The organism is Corynebacterium sp. UD i78 (assembly GCF_056280545.1).
This window is the reverse complement of record NZ_JBWCED010000001.1, coordinates 70,228-90,645: the sequence shown is the minus strand read 5'-3', so window position 1 is coordinate 90,645 and position 20,418 is coordinate 70,228. Positions and strand designations below refer to the sequence as shown.

The following is a 20,418-nucleotide window of genomic DNA, read 5'->3' as shown; positions in this document are numbered from 1 at the left end:
CAGCACCTGCGCTACCCCAGGTGGACTTGACCCCCTACAACGGGGGCACTCAGTGTTCATTCCTGAGTATAGGCAACCCCCCTGGCCACCCCCAAATCGCCCCCGTGTCTTTCCTCCGGGGCCCGTTCCACCCCCGACCGGAGGGCGGACGCAGGCTCTGCACTCTGCGTCCCCGCCCCCGTCAGCTCCCTGTGGCGCCTTCTACTGCTCCGCCAGCCTGAGAATGCGGGCCACACCCTTCTCCGTGGAGGACGGTGCACCCTCGAGGACCTTCGAGGCGATCTTCGCCCCGACCAGCGCGATGTGCACCTCGACGGCGACCGTGGACTCCAGCAGCGTAGCGTCCCCCTCGGGCCGGTAGACCTGGTTGGTGGCCATGGTGCCGATGTCCTTGGGCAGCGGCACCGAGGTGAAGATGCTGAAGGAGCCGTCCTCGCGCACCTCGGAGACCTCGGTCTTCTGGATCATCTCCAGTTCCTTGTCCCCCTCCCCCACGACGGCGGTGACGGTGGCGTCCACCGAACCGTCCTCATGGACCTCCCGGTGGCCGTCGCGGATGCGCATCGCCGCGTCATCCGTGTCCAGGGTGAGCAGGAATTCCTCGGAGACCGTGACCTCGCGGACGCGCTCGATCGGTACGGCGATCTCGCGGACGACGGTGGTTGCCCTGGTAGCCATGATCTAGCGGTGCCTCCACTCGGGATCGCGCTTCTCGACGAAGGCCGCCATCCCCTCTTTCTGGTCCTCGGTGGCGAACAGGCCCCAGAACGCCTCGCGCTCCTGGCGCATCCCTTCGGTCAGGGGGGTGTTGAGGGCGGCGTCCACCGTCTCGGTCGCGGCGGCCAACGCCACGCGGGAGAAGGACGCCACCTTGCGTGCGACGTCGGCTACCGCATCCGTGAAGCCCTCGACCGGCAGGATCCGGGAGACCAGACCGGCCCGCTCGGCTTCCTCGGCGCCCATCATGCGGCCGGTGAGGATGAGGTCCATCGCCTTGTACTTACCGACGGCACGGGTGAGGCGCTGGGTACCGCCCATACCGGGGATGACGCCGAGGGTGATCTCGGGCTGGCCGAACTTCGCCTTCTCGCTGGCGAGGATGATGTCGCCCATCATGGCGAGCTCACAGCCGCCGCCGAGGGCGAAGCCCTGGACCGCAGTGATGACCGGGGTCTGGATGTTCGCGACCCGCTCCCACTGGGCGTAGAAGCGCTTGAGCTTGATGTCGGGCCAGGTCTGGTCCTTCATCTGGGTGATGTCGGCGCCGGCGGCGAAGGCCTTCTCGCTGCCGGTGATGACGATCGCCCCGACGGTCTGGTCGGCGTCGAAGAGCTCCAACGCGCCGACGACCTCCTCCATGACGGTCTGGTTGAGGGCGTTGAGTGCCTTGGGCCGGTTCAGTGTGACGGTGGCGACGCCGTCGGCGACGGAGGTGAGGATCATCTCGTACGTGGTTTCTGAGTCAGTCATGGTGGCCATTGTGTCACGGCCGTCGACACCCCGGGTCGGACTGATGTACACTTGCCACGAAACGGACAGACCGATCGGTCTAGCCACTCGATTCCCCCGGAAGGACGGCCTGCAGCAGCCATGGCAAAGATCTACGAGAACATCACCGACCTCATCGGCAACACCCCTCTGGTGAAGCTGAACAAGCTCACCGAGGGTCTTCCCGGCACCGTCGCCGTCAAGCTCGAGTCCGCCAACCCCGGCAACTCCGTCAAGGACCGCATCGGTGCGGCCATCATCGACGCCGCTGTCGAGGACGGCACCCTGAAGCCCGGCGGCACCATCGTCGAGGCCACCTCCGGTAACACCGGTATCGCCCTGGCCACCGTCGGCGCCGCCCGCGGCTACAAGGTCATCCTGACCATGCCGGAGTCCATGTCCCTCGAGCGTCGCATCATGCTGCGCGCCCTCGGTGCCGAGCTCGTCCTCACCCCGCCGCCCGCCGGCATGCAGGGTGCCGTCGACAAGGCCAACGAGATCGTCGAGAACACCGAGAACGCCGTCCTGGCCCGCCAGTTCGCCAACCCGGCAAACCCGAAGGCCCACTACGAGACCACCGGTCCGGAGATCTGGGCCGACACCGACGGCAAGGTCGACGTCTTCATCGCCGGCATCGGCACCGGCGGCACCGTCTCCGGCGCCGGCAAGTACCTCAAGGAGCAGAGCTCGGACGTCAAGATCGTCGGCGTCGAGCCCAAGGACTCCCCGCTGCTGACCGAGGGCAAGTTCGGCCCGCACAAGATCCAGGGCATCGGCACCAACTTCTTCCCGGACAACCTGGACAAGGACATCATCGACGAGGTGTACGACGCCACCATCGAGGATTCCGTGAAGTACGCCCGCGAGATCGCCGCCAAGGAGGGCATCCTGGTCGGTATCTCCACCGGTGCCAACATCTGGGCCGCCGTCGAGGAGGCCAAGAAGCCGGAGAACGAGGGCAAGCTGATCGTCGCCGTCGTCGCCGACTTCGGCGAGCGCTACGTCTCCACCCTCCTGTTCGACGACCTGCGCGACTAGTCGACAGGACCGTCCCCCGGGACACATGCCGCACAACGGCCCCGCACCGCCTCTCCCGCACGGAGTGGCGGTACGGGGCCGTCGGTCGTGACAGGGACGGTACCGTGTGACAGAGGAAACCACAGCCGCAGGACAACTGCAGTGACAACACAGGACAACACAAGGACAACACAAGGAGGCGACTCGACGGTGAGTCTGCTCAGCACCCTCAAGGAGGACCTGGCGAACGCCAGGACCCACGATCCCGCAGCGCGCGGTGACCTGGAGAACGCCCTGGTCTACTCAGGCCTCCACGCCATCTGGAGCCACCGTCTGGCGCACAGACTGTGGGTCCGCGGTGCCAAGGGACCGGCCCGCATCCTCAGCCAGTTCACCCGCTTCCTCACCGGCGTGGAGATCCACCCCGGCGCCACCATCGGACGCCGCTTCTTCATCGACCACGGAATGGGCGTGGTGATCGGTGAGACGGCCGAGATCGGCGATGACGTCATGCTGTACCACGGCGTCACTCTCGGCGGCTCAGAGCTCGTCCAGCGCAAGCGTCACCCCACCATCGGCGACGGCGTGATGGTCGGTGCGGGCGCGAAGGTCCTGGGCCCTATCACCATCGGGGCCGGCTCCGCGATCGGCGGCAACGCCGTGGTGACCAAGGACGCCCCGGAGAACTCGATCCTCGTCGGTATCCCGGCGAAGATCCGCCCCCGCAAGGCAGACGAGCACACCCCCCTGGTCGAGCCGGCGTCCTACGTGGACGACCTCCAGAACAACATCTGAGGGCGCCGCGTCCCCGGTTCACACCGGGGACACGACCGGGCTCCGGACGCACGAAATCCCCCGCGGAGTGTTCCGCGGGGGATTGTTCAGTGTGCCCAGACCAGGGATCGAACCAGGGACCTTACACTTTTCAGGCGTACGCTCTACCAACTGAGCTATCTGGGCAGAAAAGGGGCGTACCCCTCTTCAGCGACCCTGACGAGACTTGAACTCGCGACCTCCGCCGTGACAGGGCGGCGCGCTAACCAACTGCGCCACAGGGCCGTGCTGCGGATCGCCTCGCGGCGTGTCCCTTGCACGAGGCGATACTCTACACAGGCCCCGTAGAACCGGCAAACCAGCATGTAGGACGCCCCTTAACAGGCTCCATCCGAGACGCATCCCAGATACGCCCCGGCACCTACCCGGCACATACCCGCCGGGTCCGAGGCGCACTACCGTCCGTACACGATCATCACGGATCGGGGCAGTCGGTACAACGCCAGGTCCGAAGACGTGATGATCGTGTACGCGCGACAGGGCCAGACAGGGCCAGACAGGGCCAGAGGGTCTGCACCACCCCGACATCCACGCACACGACAAACGGCGGGCCCCACCGAAGTGGGGACCCGCCGTCCATGTTGCGACCCTGACGAGACTTGAACTCGCGACCTCCGCCGTGACAGGGCGGCGCGCTAACCAACTGCGCCACAGGGCCAGACAAGAAGTGGAAACTGTGTGTCCACAGTACTCCCAACGGGATTCGAACCCGTGTTGCCGCCGTGAAAGGGCGGAGTCCTAGGCCACTAGACGATGGGAGCTCTACCTCTACCGAAGACAACCCGTTGACCGGGCCGCTCAGGTCGGCAGCTCGTTTAGAATAGGCCACCGCCCGATCATACACAAAAATATGCCCTGACCAGGCGGTTCAACTCCGCCTACGGGTAGTCGCGCGCACCGAACAGCGCCGTGCCGACCCGAACACAGGTCGCGCCTTCCGCGATGGCCAGTGGGAAGTCCCCGGACATCCCCATCGACAGTTCGGTGAGCAGCGCCGGATCCACGACGGCCCGCTCACGCGCCCGCTCCAGGATCCCCCGCAGCTGCACGAAACAGGCCCGCACCTCGGACTCGTCCTCACTGTGCACGGCCACCGTCATGAATCCACGGACCCGCAGCCGGTCACACCGGGACGCCGCATCGAGGATCTCATCGACCTCCTCGGGGGACGCCCCGGTCTTCGCTTCCTCCCCCGAGGTGTTCACCTGCACCAGGACATCCAGTGTCCGCGCAGGGCCGTCCGGCGGACCTCCCGCAGACCCGTCCGCCGACTCATCGAGCGCCTCCAGACGACGCTGCAGCGCCTCGGCCAGTCGCACCGAGTCGAGCGCCTGGAACTCCGCGGCATGCTCGGCGATGATCTTCGCCTTGTTGGTCTGCAGGTGTCCGATCGCGACCCACCGGACCGGCAGGTCAGCCATCTCGACGGCCTTCCGTCCGATCTCCTGCGGCTTGTTCTCCGCGAGTTCGGTCATCCCCGCGTCCACCGCCAGACGCAGCCGCTCCACCGGCACGGTCTTGCTCACCGGCAGCAGGCGGATCTCGGCAGGGTCACGGCCGGCGGCGCGGGCCGCCTCATCGACGCGGGCGCGCACCGCGTCCCACCGGGCACGGAAATCTGCGGACGTCCCGGTGCGGGACTCAGGGGAAAGATCAGTCTCAGTCACACTGTTCAGCCTAGTCGCCGCACCGGCCGGGCCTTGATCACCGTCTCGTCGTACTCGGCGTCCGGATCGGACTGGGTCACCACCGCCCCTCCGACGCCGTAGCTCAGCCGACGCTCCTGACCGTTCCGGGCGGCGACGAGGGTGCGGATGACCACCGACAGATCGACCGCACCGTCGAGAGAGAAGTAACCGACCGCACCGCTGTACACACCGCGCGGGGCGTCCTCCAGCTCCTCGAGGATGCGCATCGTGCGTTCCTTCGGGGCGCCGGTCATCGATCCCGGCGGGAAGGACGCCCGGACGGCGTCCACTCCGGTGCGTCCCTCCCCCAGACGCGCGGTGACGGTACTGACCAGCTGATGGACCGTGGCGTAGCTCTCGATGCTGAACAGTTCGGGGACCTGGACGGTGCCCGGCGCGGCGACGCGGCCGAGATCGTGGCGCACCAGGTCGACAATCATGAGGTTCTCCGCCCGGTCCTTCTCACTGTGCTGCAGGTCCGCCCGGATGCGCAGGTCCGCCTCCTCGGTGTCGCCGACCGGTCGGGTCCCCTTGATCGGAGAGGAGGTGACGAGTCCGTCGACGGAGACCCGCAGGAACCGTTCCGGGGAGGTGGACATCACCGTCACACCGGGAAGTCGCAGGAAGGACGCGAAGGGCGCGGGATTGTCGCGCCGCAACGCGGTGTAGATGTCGAGGTCGTCGGCCGCCGACGCCACGTCGAGAGTGGTGGTGAGGCAGGCCTCGTAGGTTTCCCCGGCGCGGATGAGGTCCTGGATCTTCCGGACGCTTGCCCGGTAGTCGGCCCGCCCGTGCATGGTGACGGACGCCGCGACCGGAGCGGTCCCGTCCCGCGCATCCCCCTGCTCATCCCTCTGCGCACCCCTCTGCGCACCCCTCTGCGCACCCTCTGCTCCGTTGACCAGGTTCCGCACCACCGCCGCGGTCTGCTCGACCCAGGCGGTCTCGGCGGCGGTGGCCCAGGGGCCGGCGTCCTTCGCCAACGGACGGTCAAGGCACAGCAGGTGTGCCTCGGCCTGTTCATGGTCGATGACGACCGCCCGGTCGAGGAAGACGAACGCCGCGTCCGGCTGGCCGACCTCCGCAGCCGGATGCCGGTTCGGTCCACCCTCGCCGGAACAGCACTGAGCCTTCACCCCGTAGCCGAGGACGCCGACCCAGCCGAGGCGGAAGGCGAACGGCGGCTCACCGGCGAGGTCATCGTCGAGTCCACCACCACGGATGTTCCACCGTTCCAGGTCGGACCGCAGCCAGTCGAGGATGTCCGCCTGCTCGGTGCGGATCTCCTCCGCTCCGCTGTCGCCGCGGGAGACAGTGACCGTTCCGGCGTCCACGTCCGCGGTGACGGTCCGGGCCGAGGGGCCGGCATGGTCGCCGGTGGCCGCCCCCATGACCGAGAACCTCGCCCGTGGATCGGAGTCCGCGTTGCCGTCGAGCCAGACGGCGGGGCCGGTGACGTCCCCGTACAGGGTGCGGAAAAGGTCCTGGGAGAGCCTGCGGGTACCCGCCGCGTCCAACCCGGTGAGTGGGACGACCTTGTCGCGGACGGTACGGATACGGCCGTGGGCGCGGGTGAGGTCGGCGAAGTTGGCGAGCAGTTCCGGCCCGTGCCCGGTCTTCACCGACTCCGGGTGGAACTGCACTCCCCACAGCAGCTTGCCGGGGACGCTGAGCCCCATGACCGTGCCGTCGTCGCTACGGGCGTCCACGGTGACGGCACCGGGGAGACCGGTGACGGCCAGGGAGTGGTAGCGCACCACCTCGAACGGCGAGGGGACGCCACGGAAGATGTCGCGGCCGCCATGGGTGACCTGCGAGGACCTGCCGTGGACCGGTTCATCCGCGGGCCCGACGGTACCGCCGTAGAGGTGGGCGATGAGCTGGTGACCGAGGCAGATGCCGAGGACCGGGATGCCTCGTTCGACGGCGGCGGTGATGACGGCCGGGCAGATGCCGACGTCGTCCGGGTTCAGCGGTGTGCCGGGCCCCGGGGAGATGACGATGTTGTCGATACGGTCGAGCAGAGCGGCACCGTCGATGTCCCACCGGTCCCAGTCGTTCGGCACGACGACGGGCTCTTCACCGTTGACCCGGATGAGGTCGTGGACGAGGTTGAAGGTGAAGGAGTCGTGGTTGTCGACGAGCAGCGTCCTGATCATGCCGCTGAGATTACCGCCGCCGCCCCCTGCGCTCTCCCGATAGAGTCGACACCATGACCACACGTGATCCAGGTAACAGATTCTGGCGGATGCCGCGGGGTGCGGTGGCCGTGGCGGTCCTGCTGTGGGTCCCGGTCGCTGTGGTCGGTGTCCGGACCGGACGCGTGATGGGACAGCCTACGGCGTGGAGCAGTTCCGGTACCGGTTCCCTGCAGGACGAACCAGGGGTCTGGCTCAGTGCATCCTGGACATCGGGACTGATCCTCCTGCTGCTCATGGTCTTCCTCGTGCGGAACCGGGAGGGCGTGTGGTCCGTCGGCTACGACGTCTTCCGTTACCTGGGGACGGTGGCCCTCAGCATCGGGGTCGGTGGTCTGTCGACCCTGTCCGGTGAACACCATCACGCCACCCTGAGCTGGGCACTGCCTGTGACGGTCGTCGGCGTCCTGTTCTTTGCCGCGCCGTGGCTGATCACCGCCTACCGCGCCGCGTTACAGCGTCACCGGGACGAGATCCGGTTCCACGGTGCCGGGTCCCCGGGTCAGGTCACGGGTGTGTGGAGCTTCGTCGAGGACGAGCGCCGGCTACGACACCGCGCGACGATCCGATTCACCGACACCTCGGGGACGCGACGGTGGGTCAGGCGTCTCGCACCGAGGAACGTCCGCCTCGTGGAAGAGGGGGACGCCGTGACGGTCCACTTCGACCCGGACCACCCCGGGCGTCGGCGGAGTATCTCGGTCGACTGGACAAGTGCGGCGGCACACCGGGCCACAGGACGGGCGCGCCGACAGCGCGGGCCCGGACGCCTGCCCTGAGCGGGACACCGGGCCAGTGTTTCGCCGGCGGTACACGGACGCCGGCACGCCCGACGTGACCGTCGTCCTCGAGGCGGGCGCACTCTGTCCCGGATGGCCGCCGACCTCGTCGTCGCGGAGATCGGACGACTCGCGACGACAGACTGAACGGCTACTCCCCCGCCAGGGACAGCCAGGTCCTCACCACGGTGTCCGGGGTCAGCGACATCGACTCGATGCCCTGCTCCACCAGCCATGCGGCGAGGTCAGGGTGGTCCGACGGGCCCTGGCCGCAGATGCCGACGTACTTGCCGCGCGCGGTACACGAAGAGATAGCGGACGCCAGCACCTTGAGCACCGCGGGATTGCGCTCGTCGAAGTCGTGTGCGACGAGGCCGGAATCACGGTCGACACCGAGGACCAGCTGCGTCATGTCATTCGAGCCGATGGAGAAACCGTCGACCCGGTCGAGGAATTCGTCGGCGAGCAGGTAGTTCGCCGGGATCTCGCACATCATGACGACCTGCAGGCCGTCCTCACCGGCACCTTCACCACGATTCAGCCCGTGGGACGCCATGACCTCCAGCACCTCGTCGAGCTCGTCGGTGGTGCGGACGAACGGCACCATGATCTTCACGTTGTCCAGACCCATGTCCTCGCGGACGCGGCGCAGCGCCTCACACTCCATGGCGAAGCAGTCACGGAACTCCTCGGAGACGTACCGGGCCGCACCGCGGTAGCCGAGCATCGGGTTCTCCTCGTCCGGCTCGTAGCGTTCACCGGCGACGAGGTTGGCGTACTCGTTGGTCTTGAAGTCCGACAGGCGCACGATCACAGGCTTCGGGGCGAAGGCCGCGGCGATGGTGGAGACACCCTCGACGACGCGCCGGATGAAGAACTCCTCCGGGTCCGGGTAGGCCGCGGTGATCTCGTCGACCTGCGCCTGCAGGTCCACAGGTAGGCTGTCGCGCTCCAGCAGCGCCTTCGGGTGCACCCCGATCTGCCGGTTGATGATGAACTCCATGCGCGCCAGACCCACACCGCTGTTCGGCAGGGCGGAGAAGGCGAACGCCTGGTCAGGGGTGGCGACGTTCATCATGAGCTTCACCGGGATCTCCGGCATCTCCCCGAGGTCCGTGGTCTTCTCCTCGAAGTCCAGGACGCCCCGGTAGGCGCGTCCGGTGTCACCCTCGGCACAGGAGACGGTGACCTCGGTGCCGTCGGCGAGCGCCGAGGTGGCGTCCCCGGTACCGACGATGGCGGGGACCCCGAGCTCGCGGGCGATGATCGCCGCGTGGCAGGTGCGGCCACCGCGTTCGGTGATGATGGCCGAGGCACGCTTCATCACCGGCTCCCAGTCGGGGTCGGTGATCTCGGCGACGAGGACGTCACCGACCTGCATCTTGTCCATGTCCTTGAGGGAACGCAGCACCCGCACGGGACCGGCGCCGATCCGCTGGCCGATGGAGCGTCCCTCGACGAGGACCTCCGCACCGGTGGTGGCGTCCGCCGCGAACTCGAAGCGGGACAGGGACTGCCCCTCCCGGCGCGACACGACCGTCTCCGGGCGGGCCTGCAGAATGTAGAGCTGTCCGTCCTGGCCGTCGAGCCCCCACTCGATGTCCATCGGTCGGCCGTAGTGGTCCTCGATGGCGACGGCGTGACGGGCAAGTTCGGTGACCTGCTCATCGGTGATGCAGAAGCGGTTCCGGTCGTCCTCGGCGACATCCTCCCAGCGGGTGGCGGTCTCGATGCCGGTCCCCTCGGCATAGCGCATCGCGACGGCCTTGCCGCCGACGGTGCGGGAGAGGACGGCGTCCTTCCCGGTCTTCCCGTCACGCACGGCGGGCTTGGAGACGTAGAACTCGTCCGGGTTCACCGCCCCCTGGACCACAGCTTCGCCGAGCCCGTAGGACGCGGTGACGAAGACCGCGCGGTCGAAACCGGACTCAGTGTCGACGGTGAACATGACACCCGAGGCACCGATGTCGGTGCGGACCATGCGTTGAACACCGGCGGAGAGCGCGACATCGTCGTGGTGGAAACCGTGGTGGACGCGGTAGGCGATCGCGCGGTCGTTGTAGAGGGACGCGAAGACCCACTTCACGGCCTCGAGGATGTTGTCGATCCCGCCGATGTTGAGGTAGGTCTCCTGCTGGCCGGCGAAGGACGCGTCGGGCAGGTCCTCGGCGGTGGCGGAGGACCGCACCGCCCAGGTGACCTCCTCGGGGTGGGGGTCATTGTCGACGAGGTCGGCGTAGTTGTCCCGGATATCCTGCTCGAGCGCCTCGGGGAAGGGCTGGTCGAGGATCCACTGACGGATCTGCTCGCCGCGCTTCGTCAGCTCGTTGACGTTGTCGATGTCGAGGTCGGCGAGAGCCTCACTGATCTTCCTGTCGAGACCGTCGAGGGCGAGGAAATCACGGTAGGCGTCGGCGGTGGTGGCGAAACCACCGGGGACGTGGACGCCGGCGTCGGCGAGGTTGACGACCATCTCACCGAGAGAGGCGTTCTTTCCGCCGACCTCGGGGACGTCGTCCATGCCGAGGTGGTCGAAGGGGATGACGTTCCGGGTCTTGTCAGTGCTGTTTCCGGACATGGTGTGGTCCTTTCATTCCTGCTCAGGTGCGGCGCAGGTCCATGGTGGTGAGAATGATGCTGGCCATCTCCTCCACACTCATGGCGTGGGAGTCAATGTAGGGGATGCGGTGGGTCCGGTAGAGCTGTTCTGCCTGGCGGAGTTCGGCCCGGCAACGGGCGGGACTGGCATAGCCGCTGCCGGGTCTTCGTTCGCCCCGGACCTCGCTGAGTCGTTGGGCGGTGGTGGTCAGGCCGAAGAGCCTGTCTTTGTGGTCTGTCAACGCCGGCGGGAGTTCGCCGGGCCGGTCCTCCTCGGTGAGCGGGTAGTTGGCGACGCGCAGGCCGTGCTGCAGCGCGAGATACATGGCGGTGGGGGTCTTGCCGCACCGTGACGGGGCCAGGAGGATGAGATCCGCCGTCTCCAGGTGTCGCAGGTCGGCGGCGTCGTCGTGGGCGATGGAGAACTCCACCGCGTCGATGCGGTCGTGGTAGCGCTCCATGTTGCCGACACGGTGGTAGGCGGTGGCCCTGCCGGAGCGTTCGGTGCCGAGGATGTCCTCCATGCGGGCAAGGTGGGTGCCGAGCAGGTCGATGACCTCACCGGGGGCCTTGCTCAGTTCCGCGGCCACGGCGGTGTCGCGGACGGTGACGAAGATCAGCGGGGCGTGGCCGGGACCTTCGGCGCTCTCCGTGGTGATCTGGTCCACGGCACGACGGGCGGTCTCGACGGACTCGATGAAGGGCAGGTGGTGACGCCGCCAGTCGAGGTCCGGGAACTGTGCGAGCAGTGCATTTCCCAGAGTGTCCGCAGTGATGCCGGTGCTGTCGGAGACGAAGTAGACAGAGCGTCCTGTCGTTTCCACCATGTGCGTCCTCACTGAGGTCGGGCTCTGGTCGTGGGTCGTTCCATCGGCGCCCCGTCAGCATTCCGTCGAGGCTGAAAGTGCCCCCGAGGGTAGCAGCGGTATCTGTCTGTTTTCTGTGGCCACTGTGGGATCTCAACCCCGGACGGGGGTCGCCCGACGCACGCGAGCCGCTGCGGGTCCCGCTCTCCCACCCCTCGCCCGCCACATGCTGAGGGATTCCCGTCATGAGTTTCGAAACAGACATGGATGGCAGTCCTTTCTGACGGGAACTGTTTCCATGACCCTCTGAATCCGCCCTCTGAATCCGCCCTCTGAATCCGCCCGCGATTTCCTCATGACACTCAGGCGCCGAGGCCCAGAGCACACAGGAGAGGGCCTGCCGGGACTTCCCGACAGACCCTCTGATCTGCATTCACTGACTGTGGGCCCTGTGGGGCTCGAACCCACGACCTGCGGATTAAAAGGCCGTTTCTAGTCGCCTGGGGCACGTCCGTGAGGGCGTAAAAGTGCCCCGATTACGCGAACTAGGCGTAATCGGGGCCACTGGGCTCCAGGGCGGACCTACCACAGACCACCCGAGCGTCAGCATCGCCAACCGAAAGGCGATGCCATGCGGAGTACACCCGCACGGACCAAGCGTAACCCGGCGACCGGACATCGGTCTACCCGTGGCGAACAGACTACTTTTGGCGCATTGAACAGCGGCGCGGAGCGCCGCCTAGGTACCTCTGAAACAGCGGAGCAGCAGCAGGTCGCTGCCGGTGACTATCGCCGTCGTCTGTGGCTGGCTCAGGAGGCGATGTGGTCGGTCACCAAGAACAAGACGCTCGCTGGGTGTCACCGGTGGCGTGCCCCTGGTGCTGCTCAGGCGAGTTTGCAGTGGCGGGGTGAGGGGTCTGCCCGGTGGGCCTCTCTTCAGGACTCTCACTCTGTGTGGGCCTCTCCGGTGTCCGCGGCGAACATTGCGTCTCTGCGTACTGCTGAAACCACCGCTGCTGTTCAGAACTGGACTAAAACACCTGGTCACAGTGTCCAGTTTCTTACTCTCACTCTTCGTCATAGGAAGGCTCAGTCGTTGAAGACTCTCTGGGATGCTCTCTCTTACTGCTGGCGTGGAGTGACCGGTACTGCGGCATGGCGTGGTGGTGCTCGGTCTCAGGGCGACAAAGCTCTCTTCGGGATTGTTCACTTCATCAAGTCGGTAGAAGCGACAATCGGTAGGCATGGTTGGCATGTGCATATTCATGCTCTGCTTCTGACTGACCGCCGGCTCCGCGACCTGGAGCTGGTCCAGCTGCGCCAGAGACTCTTCGACCGGTGGTCAGCGGCGGCTGAGCGCAAGGGATTGGATGCTCCTTCTGATGAGCATGGTGTTGATCTTCGTCAGGCGGGTACTGGTCAAGATGCTGAGGATGTGGCTGGGTATGTCGCTAAGGGCATGGCTCAGTCTCTGGGTGCTGAGATGTCAGGTGGTCTTGGCAAGGTCGGTAGGAAGAAGTCCAGGACGCCGTTTCAGATTCTGCTCGACATTGGTGAGGCTCGTCGTGCTGGTCAGCGGCCTGATCGGGAGGATGTGGCGTTGTGGCGGGAGTGGGAGCAGGGTAGTAGGGGTCGTCGGCAGATGGCTTGGTCTAAGAGGGCGAAGGAGGCTCTTGGCATCGCTGATCTGACCGATGAGGAGCTGGTCGAGGCTGGTGAGGAGCAGGTCGAGTCGTGGACGGTGGCTGAGGTGACCGCGGATCAGTGGCGGAAGATTCAGTCGAATGTCCCGTTGCGCCTGGAGGTGGTGGAGGCTGTGGCCGCCGCGTCGTCTCCGCAGGAAGCGGTGCAGGTGAGCCATGAGGTGCTGACCCAGTTGGGCATTGAACACACCATGGTTATGGTCTCCAGATCTGCGGTGGATGAGCGTCTGGAGGATCGTGAGGTGACCACTTCTCGGCGGGTGTGGTCGCGTATGGAGCGTGAGCGGGCTTGGCGTGAGGGTCTTCGTCGTAAGCTGGTGCAAGGGAGTGTGCTGACACGGCAAGCCACGGCTGTTCAGGGCAGGTTGTTCTAGGAATAATTCAAGATCACTCACGAGCTGATTTGAGCACGGCAATCTGATCCCCTCGATATGGGTCGAGACCAAGTTTCAATTCAACCACGATTCACAGGCAAGGGTAGGTTCCGCACATGGGTAGGCACATGCGCAAGCGAACGCCACGAGAAGAGTTGTCGGCTGCGTTCGATGCTTTTCTGTCTGGACCAGTGCTTCAAAGCGTTGTCGCGATCCTCTACTCCATCATCGTTCTTCCGTTTCTGGCAACCTTCCTGCTCCAAGCTTCGCTGGTCTGGCTCGCTGTCGCTGTCGTCGCGCACATCGTGTTTCTCTGGCCGATAGCGGCGCTGTTCCGCCGCGCTCATGCCACAGACACAACGTGGCAGTGGTACTTAAAGGTGCTGGCTTTGACCCTTGCCTGTAGTGCGGCGATGTCTGTCGTGGCATTGTTCTGAGACGCAGAACTGCTGGAACGTCGGGGGTACGGCAGCTCTCCGCGAGCGGCAGAGCTGCGCCGTCGTGTCGCCACCAATGGGCTGAGTTCTCAGCAGATCACGGCTGTTCAGGGACAGTTTTCTAGGAGAGGATGATGAATATGACCAATAATGCTGGAAAAGAACGTCGCTTCATCCAAGTAGACGAAAGAGGTTGCACCGATCTGGTGCGGTCTGGCGTCGACAGGCTCTTCGACGACAATCAGTCGTTGCTGGGCGAAGAGCTGAACGAAAGCAACACTTTCCATCGAGGGGGTCGGCATCGTGATAAATGTGCTTCGAGACTACGTTCGATTCACCGAGGGACTCGGAGTGAGTTGGAAGGATGATGGATGTGACTAGGGGTACGGGACGACGGGTGTTCACTGTGACTGCTCAGCGGGGTACCGGTGATGTGTGGGTGTTGGAGTGTGCTGAGGTGGGGGCGGTTTCTCAGACCGAGAGTTTGAGTGGTGCGGCTGAGGAGATGCGTGAGGCGATTGCCTACCAGGCAGGCATCGATGCTGATGAGGTTGACATTCTTGTTGAGATTCTGGAGGGGCCTCGCATGGAGACTGAGCGGGAAGCGTATGAGCGGTTTGATGAGCTAGCTCGGAAGACGGTTGAGGGAGCGTCTGGCTTGATGGAGCGCTTGAAGGCGTTCGACGAGGGGGGACCGGGCTCGGCTGGGTCAGGAGTGGGCGGAGCGTCTGGGTAGGGTCGTCAGTACTTCGCCAGAGTTCGGGGTGAGCTTCCAGGGCGAGGTTGAGAGGTCTTGTATCTATCGGTCTAGTTCTAAAAATATAGATAATTTGGGACGGTTTTGGGCCGTTGGGGCCTGTCGGCGGCTTTTGGTGTGTTCGGGGGTGATTCTGCCTTGAACGGCGGAGGTCGTGGCGGAGGCGGCAGGGCGTCCGAACCTTACAGGAGAATTTGATACATCGCGCCATGTGAATTTGAATTTCTTATACATGGATCGAGATTGGGGACTCTAACGAGAAAAATCTGGCGTATTTTCGGGGGTAGAAAACTGGTCCTGTCGACACGTTTTCCCAGTTCAGCACAGTGCGGAGCGGCGGTAGAGTGGGGGCAGCATGCCACAGTGGTGTGCGTGCCCGGTCATCCGGCCGGGTACGACATCTACTGATCGGAGCCCTGATGGCTATCCAGAAAATCGAGGCGGTCGCCGTGTCTACGGACGACTGGAGTATCCAGGTGGCTGATGTGACGCCTGTCACACAGTTCGTGGCAGGTCAGGCGGTCCAGCAGACGCGGAAATCCGACGGGACGCCGCGGTGGCTCCTGACGCTGCTGGTGCAGCGCCCGGGTGAGGGTCTCGCGCAGCTCGATCTCAAGCCATATTCGCAGGTCAAGCCGGACTTCTCTCCGGGCGATGCGTGCGATTCGTCGGCGACTCTGTCATCGCTCGTCCGTGGGGCATGGCTCAGGGCGACCGGGCACGGACCGGCATGTGGTTCGAGGGCGAGATTGAGGCGGCGTGATGTCCGACTACTCGACGAACGACCAGCTCAGGGAGCGTTTCGACGTCGATCCTGCTGCTGTGGCTCGGGAGCGGGCGGCGCTGGAGGCTCGTCAGACTGCTTACGACGAGAGGGCTGACGCCGTGCGTATGCGTCTCGGCTCTAGCATCCAGGAAATCCCTTCCGCTGTGTGGCTGGATACTCCGCTGGCGGTGCGTGATGCGGTGGAGCGGCGTGTGACGCGGCGTGGTGTGTGTGCTCAGGCCATGTGCGACGAGGGCCGGTACATCGGGACTGTCGAGGGGCAGGGCATTGCCGTAGAGGCGGACACTTTCCCGCGGCTGGTTGAGCGGGTGTATCGGGAGGCTCGGCGGATCGCCGGCTTGACTGACGGGGAGGAGCTGCCGGTCTTCGTCGAGTGGGCGACGACTGCGGTCCAGGAGGACCTTATTCAGGCGTATATCTACAGCGCTGAGGCGATTCTCGAAGACTAGATCTATTTTTTCACTTTACGATTCTATTTAGGAGTACATTATGACCTCTGGATATGTCCCTGTTTCTGCCCGTGACCACGTTTTCTTTGAGCGGGTGTTTGCTGACGGAAAGCCGCATCGTGCCTCGATGCGGGCCGTGGAGGAGTACGACGCGGCTTGCGAGATTCCTGCCCCTGATCTCAGTGGTGTGGTCGATGTCGATGTGCTGCGTGTGGGTGGTGGATGGCAGGTCACGTACGAGACCGCGGATGGTCCCGTCCAGCTGTCTTACTGTGTCGAGGCGCTCGCGCACATCCCAGATGAGATCTTCTATGAGGCGGACTACACGGGGTGGCTGAAAAATCCGGTTGAACAGGCCATTCGGGTGCGTCTGCGTGTCCTGGTGTGGACGCAGAGCGGTCAGCCGGCAATGGTGACGTTGCGGACCGGGGGCGAGCACCGCATCAGCAGCGAGGCTCTGACCCGGGTTTTTGAGCGCGTCATTCGTGAGCCTCGCGATAGCGAAATCCTCCGCGCCGACGATATTTTGGCTGACGACATTGTGTCGGGCGATGAGATGGATCGGGCCACCTATCATTTCGCCCTGGAGACCGATGGAGAGCTGGGGGCTGTGGCTCGGACGGTGGCTGATCGCACTCGCTCGGAGCGTCGTGCGGGTCACCATTCCGATGCTGCGGAGTTCTTCGCACGAGCCGGATTCATGGGACGACTCTGATGGCGTGGTTGTTCGAGGGGTTGTTCGGCGATGATGATGCTCGTCGTCCGGAGCATCGTCCCACTGCTCGTGAGGAGTGGCGGGATGCTCGTACCCGTGCTGATGATCTTGATCGTCGTGCTCGTCTCCGAGAACAGCCGTACCCCGACTTTGGGCTCATCTGGTGGTTGAAGATCGTCGTCTACGTGGTCACTCATTCGTACGTCACCTTGATCTGGTTGGTGGCCGCGGGCCTTCTCGGCGGTTGGGTGTTCACCCTCGGCGTCGTCCTCTTCTTCACCTGGTTGGCATGCCAGCTTCTGAAGGTCTCGTACGACAACCGGGCTATCCGCTGGGTGCTCTACGGAGCACCGGTTGGTGGTGACATTCACCGTCTGCTGATCCGTCGGCGTGTCCGCAAGGAACTGGAGTTCGGCAACGCGCTGCTGCGTGAGATGGGCCTCGTCTCCTGGTCTGACGAGCGCGAGTATCCCGCGCGCTTCGACTTCGACAAGAACATGCTGTGGATGGACCTGCCCTTGGCGGGTGCCACCGAGGAGAACGTCGCCAAGAAGGTGGAGTTGGCTCTACCTGTTGTCCAGGCCGCGGACTTCCAGCTCCGACGCGTCACGAACTCTGTCTGGGAGATCGACTTCTTCACCGAGAAGAGGGTCACGGCTCTGGATTCACCTCAGGTGATCACGATGCCCCCTGCGGTGGACTGGGACACCATGTCCGTGTACGTGTTCTATGACGAGTTCGGCAAGTCCCAACCTCTATCTCTGTCAGGACATGCAGCCAGCCTGGTCGCGGGGCTCCCGGGATCGGGGAAATCAGCAATGATTTCTGCCTTTTTGACACCTTTACTCTGCGATCCTCGTGTTAATGTGACGGTCATCGACGGCAAGGGGGCGAGTGACTATGAGTCGCTCGAAAAGGATGTAGATCTATTCTTCAATGACGATACTGATTTCGATTCTCTTATCGAGATTCTAGAGAGTAAACAGTCTCTGATGTGTGAAAGAGTTCAGACGAATAAGGTTCTAACTGGACAGTCAAATTTTTGGAATTCTGAACTTACTTCTGAGCGTCCGGTTGAACTTATCGTTATCGATGAATGTCAGGCTTTTTTCGAATCCTCTGGGAGGTCGAAGAAGGAAAAGGAGTCTATTGAGCGGGTTATTGCGCTGGTGAAAGACCTGGTGAAAAGGGGCCGGTCGGCTGGAGTCCACGTGCTCCTGGCCAGCCAGAAGCCGGACTCTTCGTCGATTCCTACCGCCATTAGAGACTTATGCGGCAGGAGGGTGGCCTTTAGGTGCACTACGCGCGAACAGGCACTTATGGTACTGGGAGAAACTCCAGACGGTGCACCATCTCCGACGGAAATCAGCGCTGAAAATATCGGGGCCTGTGTGGTTGGCAGTGAGTCTGGTGATTTAATTCAGGCCCGTGCGTTTTACATGCCGGAGAAGAACATCGAGGCTTTTCTTGCTCAGTACGGTAGGCCGAAGTCTGGTCCTGCTTCTTCTTCTGCTGGTGATGCTGGTTGGGGTTGGGAGCCTCCTTCTTCTGGTTCTCCTGATCCTTCTTCGCCTGATGGTGAGGATGACTGAGGGGTCTCTGGTTGTGGTCGTCGTCGTGGTTCCTGTCGAGTGCGTGGCAGTACTGGGCGTGTGTGCCTGGTGTTCGTCGGGTGGTTCTTGGCGGGGACCGTGGTGGTGGCCGGGTGAGGGGTGCACGAGGCGGGTGTGGCCGCTGGCGGCCCGGAGCGAAGCGGAGGGTTGCCGGAGGTCCGCGGGGGCCGATGGTCCGGAGCGTGCCCGTGCGAAGCGAAAGGGCACGCGCAGGGCCGGAGGAGAGGAGCGGGCCGACCCTTGTGTGCCCCGTGCAGGCGACCTGATGATTCCCCGGAAACGTCGGTTGGGTGTGTGTCCGGTGGTGTGTTTCCCGTTGGCCGGCGGTGTCGCTGGCGGGGTGTTTGTCCATGAAGCAAGCCAGACGGAGTCTGGCGCGGTAGCGCTCGGTGGAAGCCGGGCCGTAGAGAGGAAGTAGCGATGAAGAGTCAACCTGAGACAGCGGAGTCCTTGGTCCCGACCCGTGTTGTGGCCGAGCTCCTCGGTTCAACCCCTGAGACCGTCCGTCGTCGGTTCATTACCCACCGTCAGGACGGTGATCCAGCTCCTGTGCGCTTGTCTACGGGTAGTCGTGCTCGTCTGCGCTGGCGGCTCTCGGATGTTGAGGCGCGGATCGCCCGTCAGGCCGACCCTGATCACTCTCAGCCATCCTCACCTGATCCGGTGCCGCGCAGATCCCGCTATCAGGACCGGAGGTGGTGATCCGGTGAGCATTGAGAAGCGTGTGTCCGCCCATACGGGCAGAGTCACCTGGCGAGTGATCATCTGGGTTGGTGGGAAGCCGGCGGTCTCCCAGACCTTCAGTCGTCGTGAGGACGCAGCCACCTTTGAGCGTGAGCAGAAGCGCCGTCTGGAACGTGGTGAGGGTCTCCTCGACGTTGTGGGTGCGCGTCGTCCGGTCTCCTGGTGGGCGGATCGTTATGTTGATCTGCGACCGGAGGTGGCACCTGCCACTGTCAAGCGTGAGGATAGTCTGCTGCGTAATCATGTTCTCCCCGAGTTCGGCAATTTGCCGGTGAAGATGATTTCTCGCGCTGCGGTACAGCAGTGGGTCAATGAACTGACGAAGCGTAGGTCACCGAGTACAGCGAGGCTCGCTCTGGGAGTTCTTCGGGCGGTGGTGTCTACCGCGGTTGATGATCGGGCGTTGTCGGTCAATCCAGTGGCGAAGGTCACGGTTCATGGCGTGAAACCAGGCAAGCCTCGTCCTTTGTCTCATCAGCAGATCGCTGCTCTTGTTCATGAGGTGGGCACTGAGCAGGACAAGGTTCTGATCCTCACCTTGGCCTATCTCGGCCTGCGTTGGGGTGAAGCAACTGCTTTGCGCTGGTCAGACTTTCAGCAGGAGGGCTTCGTGGTGAGTGTTGACAAGGCGTACCGGGTAGGAGCAGAAACGCCGGTGGAGCTGGGGCCAACCAAGACTCATGAGCGTCGGGGTGTTCCTGCCTGATGTGGTGAGGTCTCGCCTGCTGGCCTTGTGGTCGGATCGCTACGGTGATGGTTCTGTGCTGTTGCAGTGGCCAGTTAGTGCGACTAGAGGCAAGCAAGGACAAGCTCTGGTCTTCGAGACTTCAGCTGGTACCAGGTTGTCCAACGGGAACTTCCGGAACCGTGTACTTACTCCGGCATGTAGGCGAGCGAACATCACTCCCCCGGCCACTGCTCACACCCTTCGCGACTCGTACGCGTCTTTGTCCGTGGCCGCTGGTGTATCCGTTGCGGCGTTGTCCGCGAACCTCGGACACAGCACTGTGAGCACGACCCTTCGACACTATGTGGGGGCAATGCCCGCAGACCGAGCCGCGGTTGCGGTAGCGTTGAATTCAGAGGCCGTGATTGCGGCGCTGTCGGGCCCTGCTTCCCTACCACTACCCGAGGATTCGGGCGGGAGCAGTCAGTTGACGGCAGAGTGACAGTGAGAATCTAACCGAAAACCGATGCTGACCAGGTATTTAGTTGTGACGGTGGGCCCTGTGGGGCTCGAACCCACGACCTGCGGATTAAAAGTCCGTAGCTCTACCAACTGAGCTAAAGGCCCGTACCACTGTCGAAAGAGAGTGTAGCGCACACCCCACCACAGGTGTGCGCCTGCCCCCGACGCAGTGCAGACACGGTGCAGGACACCGGGTAGAACACGAAACCGGGACATGCCACCAGCCACAGTGGACATGTCCC

Annotated in this window: 17 protein-coding genes and 5 tRNA genes; 11 read left to right on the top strand and 11 right to left on the bottom strand. The window is 64.1% G+C overall.

The features are described from left to right. Positions 1-201 precede the first annotated feature (201 nt). A complete protein-coding gene (locus tag ACZ9GM_RS00415) occupies positions 202-678 on the bottom strand; it encodes a DUF2505 family protein (protein WP_476036961.1) in 477 nt (158 codons plus the stop codon). Between the two features lie 3 nt (positions 679-681). Beyond that, complete coding sequence (locus ACZ9GM_RS00410; RefSeq protein WP_291476142.1) at positions 682-1,479, bottom strand: enoyl-CoA hydratase-related protein; 798 nt, start codon at positions 1,477-1,479, stop codon at positions 682-684. 111 nt (positions 1,480-1,590) lie between these two features. Between ACZ9GM_RS00410 and cysK the strand changes: the two genes are divergently transcribed. Further along, complete coding sequence (cysK, locus tag ACZ9GM_RS00405) at positions 1,591-2,526, top strand: cysteine synthase A (RefSeq protein WP_291476143.1); 936 nt, start codon at positions 1,591-1,593, stop codon at positions 2,524-2,526. Positions 2,527-2,715: 189 nt separating this feature from the next. Then, positions 2,716-3,300 (top strand): serine O-acetyltransferase EpsC, encoded by a 585-nt coding sequence (epsC, locus tag ACZ9GM_RS00400; protein ID WP_291476144.1) that lies wholly within the window; start codon positions 2,716-2,718, stop codon positions 3,298-3,300. Positions 3,301-3,392: 92 nt separating this feature from the next. Here the strand turns inward: epsC and ACZ9GM_RS00395 are convergent. The 6 genes from ACZ9GM_RS00395 to pabB all read right to left on the bottom strand — a co-directional run bounded on the left by ACZ9GM_RS00395 (position 3,393) and on the right by pabB (position 7,186). Then, positions 3,393-3,465: transfer RNA gene (locus tag ACZ9GM_RS00395), tRNA-Phe, on the bottom strand. Positions 3,466-3,490: 25 nt separating this feature from the next. After that, positions 3,491-3,564 (bottom strand) — tRNA-Asp (locus ACZ9GM_RS00390). 359 nt (positions 3,565-3,923) lie between these two features. Next, positions 3,924-3,997, bottom strand: a tRNA-Asp gene (locus ACZ9GM_RS00385). A 30-nt stretch (positions 3,998-4,027) separates the two neighbouring features. Continuing rightward, positions 4,028-4,100 (bottom strand) — tRNA-Glu (locus ACZ9GM_RS00380). 117 nt (positions 4,101-4,217) lie between these two features. Beyond that, positions 4,218-5,006 (bottom strand): YggS family pyridoxal phosphate-dependent enzyme, encoded by a 789-nt coding sequence (locus ACZ9GM_RS00375; protein ID WP_291476145.1) that lies wholly within the window; start codon positions 5,004-5,006, stop codon positions 4,218-4,220. Positions 5,007-5,011: 5 nt separating this feature from the next. Beyond that, positions 5,012-7,186 (bottom strand): aminodeoxychorismate synthase component I, encoded by a 2,175-nt coding sequence (pabB, locus tag ACZ9GM_RS00370; protein ID WP_476036960.1) that lies wholly within the window; start codon positions 7,184-7,186, stop codon positions 5,012-5,014. A gap of 53 nt (positions 7,187-7,239) precedes the next feature. Between pabB and ACZ9GM_RS00365 the strand changes: the two genes are divergently transcribed. Then, a complete protein-coding gene (locus ACZ9GM_RS00365) occupies positions 7,240-8,004 on the top strand; it encodes a DUF3592 domain-containing protein (protein ID WP_291476147.1) in 765 nt (254 codons plus the stop codon). Positions 8,005-8,155: 151 nt separating this feature from the next. Here the strand turns inward: ACZ9GM_RS00365 and ppsA are convergent, their stop codons facing one another. After that, the gene (gene ppsA / locus ACZ9GM_RS00360) at positions 8,156-10,582 is read right to left on the bottom strand and encodes a phosphoenolpyruvate synthase (RefSeq protein ID WP_291476148.1); all 2,427 of its coding nucleotides are present in this window, start codon (positions 10,580-10,582) and stop codon (positions 8,156-8,158) included. A 22-nt stretch (positions 10,583-10,604) separates the two neighbouring features. Next, positions 10,605-11,429, bottom strand: a complete 825-nt coding sequence (locus ACZ9GM_RS00355) for a pyruvate, water dikinase regulatory protein (RefSeq protein ID WP_291476149.1) — start codon at positions 11,427-11,429, stop codon at positions 10,605-10,607. A gap of 1,075 nt (positions 11,430-12,504) precedes the next feature. Here ACZ9GM_RS00355 and ACZ9GM_RS00350 point away from each other — a divergent pair. From ACZ9GM_RS00350 to ACZ9GM_RS00315, 8 genes are all read left to right on the top strand, one after another. Then, positions 12,505-13,485 carry a hypothetical protein gene (locus ACZ9GM_RS00350; protein WP_476036959.1) on the top strand — a complete coding sequence of 327 codons (981 nt, stop codon included), beginning with the start codon at positions 12,505-12,507 and terminating at the stop codon, positions 13,483-13,485. Positions 13,486-13,613: 128 nt separating this feature from the next. Next, positions 13,614-13,922, top strand: a complete 309-nt coding sequence (locus ACZ9GM_RS00345; RefSeq protein ID WP_476036958.1) for a hypothetical protein — start codon at positions 13,614-13,616, stop codon at positions 13,920-13,922. A gap of 397 nt (positions 13,923-14,319) precedes the next feature. Continuing rightward, entirely contained in the window at positions 14,320-14,658 is a 339-nt protein-coding gene (locus ACZ9GM_RS00340) for a hypothetical protein (RefSeq protein ID WP_476036957.1), read from the top strand. Positions 14,659-15,441: 783 nt separating this feature from the next. Next, positions 15,442-15,915: a hypothetical protein gene (locus ACZ9GM_RS00335; protein ID WP_476036956.1), complete on the top strand. Its 474-nt coding sequence runs from the start codon at positions 15,442-15,444 to the stop codon at positions 15,913-15,915. Positions 15,916-15,955: 40 nt separating this feature from the next. Beyond that, positions 15,956-16,630: a hypothetical protein gene (locus ACZ9GM_RS00330; RefSeq protein ID WP_476036955.1), complete on the top strand. Its 675-nt coding sequence runs from the start codon at positions 15,956-15,958 to the stop codon at positions 16,628-16,630. Beyond that, a complete protein-coding gene (locus ACZ9GM_RS00325) occupies positions 16,630-18,222 on the top strand; it encodes a hypothetical protein (protein ID WP_476036954.1) in 1,593 nt (530 codons plus the stop codon). Before ACZ9GM_RS00330 ends, ACZ9GM_RS00325 begins: the two co-directional genes overlap by 1 nt. 727 nt (positions 18,223-18,949) lie before the next feature. Then, entirely contained in the window at positions 18,950-19,693 is a 744-nt protein-coding gene (locus ACZ9GM_RS00320) for a tyrosine-type recombinase/integrase (RefSeq protein WP_476036953.1), read from the top strand. After that, on the top strand, positions 19,668-20,156 hold the full coding sequence (locus tag ACZ9GM_RS00315) for a tyrosine-type recombinase/integrase (protein ID WP_476036952.1): 489 nt from the start codon (positions 19,668-19,670) through the stop codon (positions 20,154-20,156). The genes ACZ9GM_RS00320 and ACZ9GM_RS00315 overlap by 26 nt, the downstream gene beginning before the upstream one ends. 52 nt (positions 20,157-20,208) lie before the next feature. On the opposite strand, the gene ACZ9GM_RS00310 is transcribed toward ACZ9GM_RS00315, so the two are convergent. Then, positions 20,209-20,281, bottom strand: a tRNA-Lys gene (locus tag ACZ9GM_RS00310). Positions 20,282-20,418 lie beyond the last annotated feature (137 nt).